This is a genomic window from Nocardioides acrostichi, from assembly GCF_015319165.1.
Lineage (GTDB): Bacteria > Actinomycetota > Actinomycetes > Propionibacteriales > Nocardioidaceae > Nocardioides > Nocardioides acrostichi.
Genome location: NZ_JADIVZ010000006.1, coordinates 161671 through 174487 on the forward strand (window position 1 = coordinate 161671; position 12817 = coordinate 174487).

12 protein-coding genes are annotated in these 12817 nt (G+C 72.0%); 11 read left to right on the plus strand and 1 reads right to left on the minus strand.

Annotation, left to right across the window (positions count from 1 at the left end):
* Positions 1-108: 108 nt before the first annotated feature.
* Positions 109-1533 carry a glycoside hydrolase domain-containing protein gene (locus ISG29_RS13250; protein ID WP_194503917.1) on the plus strand — a complete coding sequence of 475 codons (1425 nt, stop codon included), beginning with the start codon at positions 109-111 and terminating at the stop codon, positions 1531-1533.
* A 22-nt stretch (positions 1534-1555) separates the two neighbouring features.
* On the opposite strand, the gene ISG29_RS13255 is transcribed toward ISG29_RS13250, so the two are convergent.
* A complete protein-coding gene (locus ISG29_RS13255) occupies positions 1556-2182 on the minus strand; it encodes a TerD family protein (RefSeq protein WP_328829081.1) in 627 nt (208 codons plus the stop codon).
* Positions 2183-2312: 130 nt separating this feature from the next.
* Between ISG29_RS13255 and ISG29_RS13260 the strand changes: the two genes are divergently transcribed.
* From ISG29_RS13260 to ISG29_RS13305, 10 genes are all read left to right on the plus strand, one after another.
* Entirely contained in the window at positions 2313-2894 is a 582-nt protein-coding gene (locus ISG29_RS13260) for a TerD family protein (RefSeq protein WP_194503918.1), read from the plus strand.
* A gap of 66 nt (positions 2895-2960) precedes the next feature.
* Positions 2961-3566 carry a TerD family protein gene (locus tag ISG29_RS13265; RefSeq protein WP_194503919.1) on the plus strand — a complete coding sequence of 202 codons (606 nt, stop codon included), beginning with the start codon at positions 2961-2963 and terminating at the stop codon, positions 3564-3566.
* Positions 3567-3570: 4 nt separating this feature from the next.
* A complete protein-coding gene (locus tag ISG29_RS13270; RefSeq protein WP_194503920.1) occupies positions 3571-4836 on the plus strand; it encodes a VWA domain-containing protein in 1266 nt (421 codons plus the stop codon).
* A gap of 9 nt (positions 4837-4845) precedes the next feature.
* Positions 4846-6066 (plus strand): HpcH/HpaI aldolase/citrate lyase family protein, encoded by a 1221-nt coding sequence (locus ISG29_RS13275; protein ID WP_194503921.1) that lies wholly within the window; start codon positions 4846-4848, stop codon positions 6064-6066.
* Positions 6067-6104: 38 nt separating this feature from the next.
* Positions 6105-8540 carry a phosphoribosyltransferase gene (locus ISG29_RS13280; RefSeq protein WP_207793099.1) on the plus strand — a complete coding sequence of 812 codons (2436 nt, stop codon included), beginning with the start codon at positions 6105-6107 and terminating at the stop codon, positions 8538-8540.
* Positions 8537-9373, plus strand: coding sequence for an HAD family hydrolase (locus ISG29_RS13285; protein ID WP_194503922.1), 837 nt, complete (start codon positions 8537-8539; stop codon positions 9371-9373). Before ISG29_RS13280 ends, ISG29_RS13285 begins: the two co-directional genes overlap by 4 nt.
* Before the next feature lie 65 nt (positions 9374-9438).
* Entirely contained in the window at positions 9439-10656 is a 1218-nt protein-coding gene (locus ISG29_RS13290; protein ID WP_194503923.1) for a toxic anion resistance protein, read from the plus strand.
* A gap of 62 nt (positions 10657-10718) precedes the next feature.
* Complete coding sequence (locus ISG29_RS13295; RefSeq protein ID WP_194503924.1) at positions 10719-11207, plus strand: hypothetical protein; 489 nt, start codon at positions 10719-10721, stop codon at positions 11205-11207.
* Positions 11207-11773: a TerD family protein gene (locus ISG29_RS13300; RefSeq protein WP_194503925.1), complete on the plus strand. Its 567-nt coding sequence runs from the start codon at positions 11207-11209 to the stop codon at positions 11771-11773. The genes ISG29_RS13295 and ISG29_RS13300 overlap by 1 nt, the downstream gene beginning before the upstream one ends.
* On the plus strand, positions 11770-12783 hold the full coding sequence (locus tag ISG29_RS13305) for a hypothetical protein (protein ID WP_194503926.1): 1014 nt from the start codon (positions 11770-11772) through the stop codon (positions 12781-12783). Before ISG29_RS13300 ends, ISG29_RS13305 begins: the two co-directional genes overlap by 4 nt.
* Positions 12784-12817 lie beyond the last annotated feature (34 nt).

A 12817-nucleotide genomic window follows, 5' to 3' on the forward strand; every position in this document is an offset into this window, starting at 1 on the left:
CCTGTTACTCATGTGACTCCTGTGGTTATCGTGCTTGCGCTTCCCCCCTCCCGACGACCCTGCCCGAACACCCCGCCGGGCGCGGCCCACCCCCTGGAGTAGATCCGCATGACCCGCTCTCCCCGCCTGCGCCGACTGGCGATCACGACGGCCGGCCTCGCGCTCGGCCTCGGCGTACTGCCGGCGACGACCCCCGCCGACGCTGCCCCGGCCTCGGTAGCGACGAAGGACGCGCGGCGCAGCCCCACGCTCCGCAACGGCGTCGTCGTCACGCCGGGCAACTTCACCGGGTACGGCTTCGACCAGTGCCAGGCGCCGAGCCAGGAGACGATGAACGTCTGGTGGCGGATGTCGCCGTACTCCGCCGCCGGCATCTACATCGCGGGCGCCTCGCGCGGGTGCCGCAACCAGACCTACCTCGACAAGGAATGGGTGGCCAAGCAGGCGAAGGCCGGGTGGCGGCTGCTCCCCATCACGCTCGGCCCGCAGGCGTCCTGCCAGCCGATGTTCCCGCGCTACGGCGACGACCCCACGATCAGCCCCAAGCCGGGCAAGGACGGCAGCTACTCCCGCGCCCTGAAGATGGGACGCCGCCAGGCGTCGTCGTCGGTCGAGGCGGCGGGTGCGCTGGGCATCGCCGAGCAGAGCACCCTCTGGTACGACCTCGAGGGATTCGACGTCTCCAACACCAGGTGCCGCGAGTCCGCGCTGTCGTTCCTCTCCGGCTGGACCCAACGGGTGCGCAGCCTGGGCTACGTCTCGGGGGTCTACTCCTCGGCCGGGTCGGGCCTGAAGGCCCTCGACGACGCCCGCGTCAACCGGCCCGCCCGCTTCACGCTGCCCGACCGCATCTGGATCGCGCGCTGGGACGGCCAGGCCAACACCTCCACCGACTACATCCGTGACGACGGGTGGCGTCCGGGTGGCCGCATGAAGCAGTACCGCGGCGGCCACGACGAGAAGTGGGGCAGCAAGACGATCAACATCGACAGCAACTTCCTCGACCTCGGCAAGGGCACCACCGCACGGGCCGAGCAGGGTTTCTGCGACGGCATCACCGTGAGCCTGCCCGACTACGGCCCGCTGCGCCCGGCGTACACCAACAAGTCCGGCGACACGGTCAAGCCCGACCCCGGTCAGGTCAAAGCGCTCCAGTGCCTGCTCAAGCGCAAGGGCTACTTCGACGGCACCTTCACCGGCCGCTACGGCGGCGAGGTGCTCAAGGCCACTCAGCAGTGGCAGGGCGACCACGGCTTCGCGCAGCGCAGGAAGTGGTCGCGCGCGAACTGGATGTCACTGCTCGCCGCCGGGCCCAAGAACGTCGTGAAGTACGGCTCGTCGGGTGAGCAGGTGCGCCGTCTCCAGCGCGCGCTCAACGCCGCGGCACCGGGGACCAAGCTCTGGAACACCGGGGTCTACGGCCCGGGCGTCGACCCCGCCGTCAAGGCCTGGCAGAAGCGGGTCGGCATCCCGGCCGACGGCGTCGTCAACGCCGGCGTCTGGCGCAAGCTGCAGGCCGGGGCGCGCGGCTGACGCGACGACGCCCCTCGCGGGATCAGACGTGCGGCTGGACCGCGGGCAGCAGATCCTTGAAGGTGCGCCCGTGCGCGGTGGCGCCGATGGCGGTCATCGACCACCCCGCGCCGTCGCGGGCCACCTTGGCCATCACCTGGGCGGTGTGGTTGCCCATGCTGGAGAGCTCGTAGCGAGCGATCTCCTGGCCGTTGGTCTCGTCGACCAGACGGCAGAAGGCGTTCTCGATCTGGCTGAAGTCCTGACCGGTGAAGGAGTTCACGAGGAAGACGATGGTGGCCACGTCGGGGTGCAGACGGTCGAGGTAGACCACGATCGACTCGTCGTCGCCCTCACCGGCGCCGGTGCGGTTGTCGCCGGTGTGCTGCACCGAGCCGTCCTTGCTCTTCAGCTGCCGGAACCACACCTGGTCGAGCACGGCGCCGCCGGCGTCGTAGAGCACGGCCGAGGCGTCGAGGTCGATGGACTGACTCTTGGAGCCGCCAAAGAAGCCCTTCTTCTTCACGGCGTCCCACCCCAGGCCCATGCGGACGTGGGTCAGCGTGCCGCCGGACTCCTTCTTCAGGGAGACCGTCTGTCCCTTGCTCAGCGAAACAGTCATCGTCGACCTCTTCTTCTGCTCGGCCATCTGGTCGGTGGAACGGATCACCGACCCTAGCCGACGGCGGGGTCGGATCGAACGACCGTCGGCGCCTGGGTCGATGCGGCACTATGGGCTCTCACGACCAGCCGGGGGTCGCCCCTCGGGACTCGATCATTCGAAGGGGAGATGGAACGCAATGGGCGTCTCACTCAGCAAGGGCGGCAACGTCAGCCTGACCAAGGAGGCGGGCGGCAGGCTCGACGCCGTCACCATCGGACTCGGATGGGACGCGCGCACCACCACGGGCGCCGCGTTCGACCTCGATGCCTCCGCGCTGCTGTGCACGAGCGCCGGCAAGGTGGCCTCCGACAGTCACTTCGTGTTCTACAACAACCTGACCTCGCCCGACGGCTCGACCGTGCACCAGGGCGACAACCTCACCGGCGACGGCGAGGGCGACGACGAGCAGATCAAGGTGGCGCTGGCCACCGTGCCCGCCGAGATCGACAAGATCGTCTTCCCGGTCTCGATCCACGACGCCCAGGCGCGCAGTCAGTCGTTCGGGCAGATCCGCAACGCGTTCATCCGCGTCGTCAACGACTCGAACGAGCAGGAGCTGGCCCGCTACGACCTCTCCGAGGACGCCTCGACGGAGACGGCCATGATCTTCGGCGAGGTCTACCGCAACGGCGCGGATTGGAAGTTTCGCGCGGTGGGTCAGGGGTATGCGTCCGGACTGCACGGCATCGCGACCGACTACGGCGTGAACGTGGGCTGAGGCCCACCGACGCCTCGGCCCGGCGCCACGCACCCACCGCCTCTTCCAGGAACGGAGCAGGAGCAGATGTCCGACGGCGTGAACCTCTCGAAGGTCACTCTCACCAAGTCCAGCCCTCAGGTCAGTCTGGCCAAGCAGTCCGGGGCGTCGGGGCGGATGCGGGTCAACCTCAACTGGGACCAGCGCTCCAGCGGCGGGTTCTTCAAGCGGAGCCAGGGGGTCGATCTCGACCTCGGCTGCCTCTTCGAGCTCACCGACGGGTCCAAGGGCGTCGTCCAGGCGCTGGGCCGGGCCTTCGGGGCCCTGGACGCGCCGCCGTACGTGCAGTTGGACGGCGACGACCGCTCCGGCACCAACACCGCGGGGGAGAACCTCGTGGTCAACCTCGACCACCTCGACCGGATCAAGCGCATCGTCGTGTTCGCCTACATCTACGAGGGCGCGCCGGCGTGGGACAAGGCGCAGGGCACCGTGACCCTGTACCCGCAGGGCGCCGCGCCGATCGAGGTGCGCCTCGACGAGCCCTCGGGTCTGACGATGTGCGGCGTCGCCCTGCTCACCCACACCGACGGCGCGCTGTCGGTCGAACGCACCATGCGCTACGTGCGTGGCCACCGTGACCTCGACGAGTCGTTCGGCTGGGGTCTGAACTGGACCGCGGGGCGCAAGTAGCCCGATGGCCGACACGCTCGCACCGGGCCAGAACGTCCCCCTCGGATCCGATCGCCTGACGATCTCCACCGACGCGTCGGTCGACCTCATCGCGTTGGTGCTCTCGGCCGACGGCCAGGTCTCCGGCGACGCCGACATGGTGTTCTACAACGCCCCGAACGGCGCGGGCGTGAGGCTGGACGCAGCCACGCTGCACGTGGCGACCGACGAGTTGCGCTCGGGTGCCGAGCGGGTCGCATTGGTGGCGTCGGTCGACCAGCCGGGCCGCCCGTTGGGCACCGTCACCATCACCGACGGGCCGGCCCAGTACTCCTTCACTCCGAGCGGACTCACCACCCAGACCGCCGTCGTGCTGGTCGAGGTGTACCTGCGCAACGGGGCGTGGAAGCTGCGGGCGGTCGGCGCGGGGTACGACGACGGGCTCGCCGGGCTGGCCCGCGACTTCGGTGTCGACGTCGCCGACGAGGCGGCTCCGGAGCCGCCGGCAGCCCCCACCGCTCCCACCGCCGCGCCGGAGCCGCCACCCACCCAGACGCCCGCCCCCATCTCGCTCATCAAGGGCGAGGAGCGGCTGCCGATCGACCTGCGCAAGAAGCTCACCGAGCGCCGGGATCTGGTCAAGGTCTCCCTGGCCAAGCGCGGCGCATCCGGTCTGCGCGCTCGGATCATCGGCGTCCTCGACACCTCCGGATCGACCACCGGCCTCTACAAGAGGGGCGTCTTCACCCGAGCCGTCGAGCGGATCATGGCGATCGCCGCCGCGGTCGACGACGACGCCGAGATGCAGATGTTCCTCATGGGCTCCAAGACCGTGCGCGTCGACGACCTCCAGGTCGGCGATCTCCCCGCGTGGCTGGCGCGGTACACGGCCAAGCGCCCCAAGCAGGCCGGCTACGGCAACCACGAGGCGGCGGCCTTCGAGGAGGTCTCGGGCTACCTGCGCGGGCAGGACGCCGACGTCCCGACGCTCGTGCTGTGGTTCCACGACGGCGGCGTCACCGACAACCGCGGTACCGAACGAGCGGTGCGCGACGCGGTCGAGGTGCCCGCCTTCTGGCAGTTCGTCGGTCTGGGCCGTTCGAACTACGGGGTGCTCGAGAGACTCGACGACCTCGGCGGGCGCCGCGTCGACAACACCGGCTTCTTCGCCCTCGACGACATCGACCGGGTCGCCGACGCAGACCTCTACGAGCGCATCCTCTCCGAGTTCCCCTCCTGGGTGCGCGCCTACTACCCGCCCGGCCACCCCGCCGTGGCCGGGCTCGCCTGAGGGCCACCCGTGCGCCACTTCCCGTTCCTCTCCCCGGCGCAGGACCGCGACGTCTTCGCGGTCGAGCCGTGCCGCTTCGACGGCGCGAGCGACGCGGGCACGCTCGCGCTGGCCCTCGGGGCGACGCTCTACTCCCCCGGCACCCGGCTCGGCCTCGCCGACGACGCCGAGCGCGCGGCGCGCATCGGGGCGACCAGTCACGTCTGGTGCCTCGAGGACTCCATCGCCCACGACGACGTATCCACCGCCGAGGCCAACGTCGTGCGGCAGCTGGGCGAGCTGCACGGCCGAGTCACGGGGGGCCTCGCCCAGGCACCCCTGCTGTTCGTGCGTGTGCGCACACCCGAGCAGATGGAGCGCATCGTCGAGGGGGCGGGCGAGGCGGCCGCCCACCTCACGGGGTTCGTGCTGCCCAAGTTCGCCCCCGATCGCACCGGCGGTCGCTGCCTCGACACGTTGGCGGCGCTGCGCGAGCGCACGGGACTGCGCCTCTTCGGCATGCCCGTGCTCGAGCACCCCGACCTGGCCTGGCAGGAGACCCGCCGTCGTCACCTGCTGGGCATCCGGGCGCTGACCGACGCCCACCGCGACATCGTGCTCTCCGTGCGCGTGGGCGGCACCGACCTCTGCGGCCTCTACGGCATCCGGCGTGCCGCCGACACCACCATCTGGGACGTCGCGGTGGTGCGCGGCATGCTCGCCGAGGCGATCAACGTCTTCGCCCGACACGGCGACTACGCCGTCTCCGGGCCGGTCTGGGAGCACCTCGCGGGTCCCGAACGCCTCTTCAAGCCCCAGCTGCGCCAGACACCCTTCGAGCGTGCGGGCCTGCCGCGGCTGCGCACGCAGCTGCTGAGTGAGGAGGCCGACGGCCTCATGCGCGAGGTGTCGCTCGACCGCGCCAACGGGCTGACCGGCAAGACCGTCATCCACCCCGCCCACGTCGGCGTGGTCAACGCGCTGTCGACCGTGGCGCGAGAGGAGTACGACGACGCCCTGGCCGTCGCGGCCGCCGCTGATCGGGGCGGGGCGTCCAGGTCGGTCGCCGGCACCCGGATGAACGAGGCCGGGCCGCACGCGCTCTGGGCGCGGCAGGTGCTCGAGCGGGCGGCCGTGTACGGCGTCCTCTCGCACCCCGACAAGCTGCTCGACCTGCTCGACGCCGGCCGCGAGGTGAGCGACCGGCTGTATCGCACGGGCTCGGCCGGACTGGGCCAGGTCGTCCGGTGATCCGTCCTCCGTCACCTCGCGCGGCTCCGGACGCGGCTTTGGACCTGCGTCACGGCCGCGTCGTCGGCGCGTTGCTCGAGCCGACCTGGCAGGTGCGCCGCAACCCCTACGCCCTCGACCTCGACGACCTCACGGGCCTGGCGATCCGCGACAACCCCAAGCGGGCGCAGCTGATCGTCTCGCGCATCCTCGGCAAGCACGTGCCGGTGCGCGCCAGCGCTGTGCGCGCCTCGGGCCTGCTGCTCGCCGAGCAGACGCGGCTCGCCCTCGGCGAGAACCTCACTCCCACCGCGCCCGCCACGGCGCGGGCCTGGTTGTCCGGGCTCGAGCCCGAGGCGGTCGCCGATGCGGCGGCGCACCCCGGCGCCGGCGAGGTGGTCGTGCTCGGGTTCTGCGAGACCGCGACCGCCCTGGGCCACGTGGTCGCCGACGGCTTCGCGGCGGCCCGGTACGTGCACACGACCCGGCGTCCGGACCCGGCACGGCCGGTGTTCGCCGGCTTCGAGGAGGAGCACAGCCACGCGGTCGGGCACCTGCTCCAGCCGCCCGCGGACCTCTTCGCCGACGACCGCCCGGTGGTGCTCGTCGACGACGAGCTCACCACCGGCACCACGGCCCTCAACACCATCGAGGCCCTCCAGAGCGTCGCCCCGCGCGAGCGGTACGTCGTGGCCGCCCTGCTCGACCTGCGTGACGACGCCACCCGTGCCGCCTTCGACGCGCGCGCCGCGTCGATGGGTGTGACCGTGGGAGTGGCATCGCTGGTGGCCGGGTCCATGACGTTCCCCGCCGACGCGGTGGCGCGTGCGGCGGCGCTGCGCGAGCGGGTCGTGGCCCCTGCCTTCGCCCCCGACGTGCCACCGGCTGCCCTCCGGGTGCAGGCTCCCTGGCCGAGTGGGGTCTCCTCGTCGGGCCGGCACGGGTTCGAGCCCGCCGACCGCGAGGCGGCGCTGACCGCGGCGGCCGAGGTCGCCGTCCGACTGCGCGACGGCCTGGAAGCCACCCCTCGCGTGCTGGTCGTCGGCACCGAGGAGCTGATGTACGCGCCCGCGCTGGTGGCCGACGCCCTCGACCGGTCGGTCGCGCCGGACGGCGGCACGGTCGTGGTGCAGTCGACGACGCGCTCCCCCGTGCTGGCCAGCGACGAGCCCGGCTACGCCATCCGGCGCACCCTGCGGTTCCCGGCGCCCGACGAGCCCGACCGCGACTCGCTGCTGCACAACGTGGCGCCGCTGGAGTGGGATCCGAAGGGGGGCGCGCCCTACACCGACATCGTGGTCGTCACCGACACGCTCGCCTCCGCGGCCCGGCCGCTGGCCGAGCAACTGGCGCCGTACGCGAGCCACGCCGTGCACGTGGTGCCGCTCGGCGCCGAGCCGGCCGTCGACTTCGGCTCCTACCCGCCCCACGACGTCTCGTGGCTGCTGACCGACCTCTCCGACGTCGACCTCGAGGTCTCGACCGAGGACCGCGAGGAGCTCATCCAGGGCGGGCGGCACTACTTCGAGATGCTGCCCGTGGAGTACGAGCCCGACGAGGCCTATCTGCGGCTCTACGACGAGGCCCTCGCACAGAACGTGGCGCAGGTCGCGAAGGCGGTGGCTGCGCTGGCGGGCCGGCTCGACGGACGGCACACCACCCACGGCGAGGCCCCGGTGCTGGTCTCGCTCGCCCGCGCAGGCACCCCGGTCGGCGTGCTGCTGCGACGCTGGTACGCCCGGCAGGGTCGAGACGCCCCGCACCACACCGTGTCGATCGTGCGCGGCGGTGGCATCGACACCGTCGCCCTCGACTGGCTGCTGGAGCGCTACCCGGCGCAGCGCCTGCAGTTCGTCGACGGCTGGACCGGCAAGGGCGCGATCGTGCGCGAGCTCGACGCCGCCGTGGACGCCTACCGCGCGTCGCATCCCGGAGCCGGCGCGCTCGACTCCACGCTCGCCGTGCTGGCCGACCCGGGCGACTGCACGCCGCTGCACGGCACCCTCGAGGACTTCCTCATCCCGTCGGCCTGCCTCAACAGCACGGTGTCGGGGCTGGTCTCTCGCACCGTGTACCGCGCCGACCTGATCGGCCCCGGGCAGTTCCACGGCGCGAAGTTCTACTCCCACCTCGCGCACGCCGACCGGTCCAACGAGTTCGTCGACCGGGTCACCGACGCCTTCGCCGACGTGCGACCAGCCTCGCGCCCCACACCGTTCACCCCGGCCGAGCCGACCTGGCGCGGCTGGGCCGCGGTGGAGAAGGTGGCCGCCGAGGTCGGCATCGACAACCTCAACCTGGTCAAGCCGGGGGTGGGCGAGACCACGCGCGTTCTGCTGCGCCGGGTGCCGTGGCAGATCCTGGTGCGCGCCGGCCTGCGCGGCGATGCGTCCATTGCGCACATCGAGTCGTTGGCGCAGGCCCGGGGCGTGCCGGTCGTCGAGGTGAGCGACCTGCCGTACGCCGTGATCGGGCTGATCAGGCCGGTCACGTGAGCCCGTCACCTGCGGCCCTGGTCGCCGTCGACCTCGACCAGACCCTCATCTACAGCCGGCGCAGCGCCCGCTTCGACCCCGACTCGGCCGACGCGCCGGAGCACGTGTGGGTCGAGGACTACGACGGGTCACCCCAGTCGCTCATGACCCGCGCCGCCCACGAGCGGCTCGAGGCGTTGATGCGCACCTCGATGGTGGTGCCGTGCACGACCCGGACGGTCGCCCAGTACTCCCGGGTGCGGCTCCCGCAGACCCCGCAGCACGCCATCTGCACGAACGGCGCCGTCGTCCTCACCGACGGGCGTCCCGACGAGGAGTGGACGACACTGGTCGCCGACGCGCTGGCCGGGGCAGGGTCTGCGCAGGAGTCGGCCACCTACCTGCGTCGGCACCTCGACGAGGGCTGGGTCAAGACGGTCTCGGTGGCCGAGGACGTCTTCGCCTACCTGGTCGCCCACGACCGCGACGGGATCAGCGAGGCGTGGGTGGCGCAGACGAGCGCCTGGGCCGCGCCCCGCCGACTGACGGTCTCGGTGCAGGGTCGCAAGGTCTACCTGGTGCCCTCGCAGGTCACGAAGGCCGCCGCGGCCCGTCATCTCGCCGACCGCCACGGGCTGCCCCTGCTCGCCGCCGGCGACAGCCTGCTCGACCTGCCGCTGCTGCTCGAGGCCGAGGTCGCCGTACGCCCCCCGCACGGCGAGCTCGCCCACCTCACCCCACCGGCCGAGGGCCCCTGGCCCCTCCAGGCCCCCGGCCCACCCGGCGCCGTGGCCGCGGAGTCGGTGCTCGCCGTCCTCGCCGATGCCTCGCGCGGCGGCCCCCGCCACCCTTAACCTGCAACACGAACGCCCCGCGCTAACCTCGCGACGCGACCACCTTCTCGACAAGGGAGATCCCCATGAGCGACCTCGACCTCGGATCGGGTGCCACCCAGCCCGCCACCCCGGCAGCCCCCTCGAGCGGCGGGCTCGTGCTGGCCCCGCCGGAGAAGGTGCAGGTCATCGAGCCGGCGCAGGCGGCCGGTGCGGTTCCGGTCGACACCGGCGTGAAGTCGGCCCTGGAGCAGAAGGCGGCCGCCTTCGCGAACGAGCTCGTCTCCATCGACACCAAGTCGCCGGCGTTCAGCCAGAAGGTCGCCCAGATCACCACCATGGGCGACCAGGAGATGCGCGCTTCGGCCGCCGTCTCCAACCGGATGCTCGACCGACCCGCGGCCGCGATGGGCAAGAACGGTGGCGGCGACGCCCAGACCCGGGTCAGCAAGACGCTCACCGACCTGCGCATCACCGTCACCGAGCTCGACCCGAACCGGGCCGACCTGACGGGTGCGAAGAAGATCCTCAAGTTCATCCCGGGCGGCTCGGCCATCGACCGCTACTTCGCGAAGTACCAGTCGGCGCAGACCCAGCTCAACGCGATCATCAAGGCGCTCGACTCCGGGCAGGACGAGCTGCGCAAGGACAATGCCGCCATCGAGACCGAGAAGGCCAATCTCTGGGCCATGATGGGCAAGCTCGGCGAGTACAAGGAGCTGGCCCAGGCCCTCGACGCCGCGATCGAGCAGAAGGTCGCCGAGCTCGAGGCCTCCGGACGCTCCGAGGACGCCAACACCTTGAAGTCCGACGGGCTGTTCCCCGTGCGCCAGCGGATGCAGGACATCATGACCCAGATGACCGTGGCCGTGCAGGGCTACATGGCGCTCGACCTCGTGCGCCGCAACAACCTCGAGCTCATCAAGGGCGTCGACCGCGCCCAGACCACCACGGTCGCGGCCCTGCGCACCGCGGTCATCGTGTCGCAGGCCCTCTCGCGCCAAAAGCTCGTGCTCGACCAGATCAACGCGCTCAACCAGACGACCGGCGACATGATCGCCGCGACCTCGGAGCAGCTGAAGGTGCAGGGCGCCCAGATCAACCAGCAGGCCGCGTCGACCACGATCGACGTGGCCAAGCTCGAGCAGGCGTTCACCAACGTCTTCGAGACCATGGACGCCATCGACACCTTCCGCGCCCAGGCCGTCGGCTCGATGGGCGAGACGATCCAGGCCCTCGAGACCCAGATGGAGCGTGCCAAGCCGTACCTGGAGCGGGTGCGCGCCAACGAGCAGCGCGGCTGACGCCCCGCCCGACCCGCACACGAGCAGCACACGAGCAACACAGAAGAGGAGGGACGACGTCGGTGGCGCTGTTTCGTCGCTCCACGCCGGAGCCCGCGCCGAGCCTGGCCGGGCAGCCGGACGCCGAGGACAAGCCCGATCGCTTGCGGCGGCACGCCTCCGAGGCCGTCACCACGATCAACCGGGCCTCGGGTGAGCTGCCGACGTACTCGTGCGTGCAGGCGCTGCACCTGGTCGACCTGCTCACCGAGGTGATCGACCTCTCCGACACCCGCGCGCTCGACATCCACGCGGCGATCACCGTGCGCCGCACGCTCTCGGAGTACCTGCCCGACACCATCGCCGCCTTCCGCAAGATCCCGGCCACCGCGCGCCACGAGGCGCGCCCGTCGGGTCGTACCCCCGTCACCGCTTTGGAGGAGTCGCTCTCCGCGATGCAGCAAGCCGCCCGCGAGACCCTGCTCGCCGCCCAGAACCACGACGTCGACGCGCTGATGACCCAGGGCGCCTTCCTCACCACCAAGTTCTCGCGCTCGGACCTCGACCTCTGATGGCCGCCGTCCTGCCGCGTGGCGCCAACGCCGCGCTGACCCGCGAGGTGCCCGGTCTCGACCGCCTGGTGATCGGCGTCCGCTTCGACGCCGGCGCCGAGCGCTCGGTGCTCGACGACACGGTGATGATGGCGCTGCTGTGCGATGCCGGCAGCCGGGTCACCTCGGGCGACGACGCCGTGTTCTTCAACCAGCTCTCGGCGGGCGAGCACTCCGTCACCGAGGTCGACGACGTGATGGGGGACGACTCCGAGCAGGTCGAGATCCGCCTCTCCCGCGTGCCGGCCTCCGTCGAACGCGTCGTCGTCGTCGCCTACGTCAACCAGGCCATCGGGGCACGGCGCACGCTCGCCCAGCTCAAGGGCTGCACCGTGCGCGCGGTCAACGGCGCCGACGGGCAGGAGCTCGTGCGCTCGGAGAACCTCGCCACCGGCTGGGGTCTCATCACCGCGGCCGTGCTCGCGGAGGCGTACCGGCACCAGGGTGGCTGGAAGTTCAAGGTCATCGCCGACGGCTACGCGGGCGGCATCATCGACCTGGCGAAGGACTTCGGCGTCCCGCTATGAGCCGGCCACCGTTCTCCTCCCCCGGCTCGGCACCCCGCCGCACCGACCTGCCCTTCCTACTCACCCGCTCGCGCCGCCGGCCGACACCCGTGCCGGATCCTGCGCCGGCGGCCCCACCGGCGCAGCCCAGCCCCGCGGCCTCCTCCTCGCTGGATCTCTCGTCGCCCAGCGCGCCGCCGGGCGAGCCCGCCCCACCACCTGCGGCAGCGCCCGTGTCGTCCTTGGATCTCTCGACCGCCAGCGACCCCGCACCCGCGCCGCCGTCCGCCACGGTCTCGTCGTCGCTCGATCTCTCCTCGTCCGAGCCGGCCGACGCCCCGTCCTCAGAGCCGTCTGCCGGCAGGGCGACCAGCCTGGATCTCTCGGCGCCCGCTTCGGACGACGAGCCGACGCCGCCACCACCGTCGACCCCAGCACCCCCGCCCGGGCCCGGGCCGGTGCGCGGCGTCACCGAGCGTGTCGTGGTGCGCGCCGGCGACCGGTTCGTGCGTCTGAGCCGGCTCCAGTCCGCGATCGGTTCGCTGACCATCGAGGCGATGTGCTCACCGGCGGTGGGCGACCTCCAACTCGGCGCCGCCTGGCGGCTGAAGGACGGCGACACCGGCGTACTGCGTCGCGACCCGCAGCGCGGCACCCCGGCGCACGCGCCCGCAGGCAGCGCCCGGCCGGTCGCCGCGGTGACGCGGGCGCAGTACGAGACGCTCACCCTCGACCTGCGCCAGGTGCGCGACCTCGACACGGTGCTGGTCTTCGGGCTGGGCGGCACACCGGCGCCGCTGGCCTGGGGCGGCACCGTGGCGGTGACGACCTACGCGGGCGCCCGGGTCGAGATTCCCCTCGACGCCGAGCCTTCGGGCGGCGTCATGCCGTTGCTGACGCTGCGCCAGGCCGACGGCTGGCTGTTCGTCCGGGCCGAGCGGCTCTGGCCGGTCGCGTCACTGCGTCAGGCGTGTGCGGAGTTCGGGTTCGCCGGCCTGACCTGGCTGGACGCGAACACGCCCGCGACCTGAGGCCGCCGACAGTCGCGACGATCTGCCCCGACCC

What these genes read in the sequence shown, in the direction of transcription:
- ISG29_RS13265 (WP_194503919.1), top strand. Translation starts at nt 2,961, where the DNA reads ATGTCCGACGGCGTGAACCTCTCGAAGGTCACTCTCACCAAGTCCAGC.
- ISG29_RS13250 (WP_194503917.1), top strand. Translation starts at nt 109, where the DNA reads ATGACCCGCTCTCCCCGCCTGCGCCGACTGGCGATCACGACGGCCGGC.
- ISG29_RS13300 (WP_194503925.1), top strand. Translation starts at nt 11,207, where the DNA reads ATGGCCGCCGTCCTGCCGCGTGGCGCCAACGCCGCGCTGACCCGCGAG.
- ISG29_RS13270 (WP_194503920.1), top strand. Translation starts at nt 3,571, where the DNA reads ATGGCCGACACGCTCGCACCGGGCCAGAACGTCCCCCTCGGATCCGAT.
- ISG29_RS13260 (WP_194503918.1), top strand. Translation starts at nt 2,313, where the DNA reads ATGGGCGTCTCACTCAGCAAGGGCGGCAACGTCAGCCTGACCAAGGAG.
- ISG29_RS13290 (WP_194503923.1), top strand. Translation starts at nt 9,439, where the DNA reads ATGAGCGACCTCGACCTCGGATCGGGTGCCACCCAGCCCGCCACCCCG.
- ISG29_RS13305 (WP_194503926.1), top strand. Translation starts at nt 11,770, where the DNA reads ATGAGCCGGCCACCGTTCTCCTCCCCCGGCTCGGCACCCCGCCGCACC.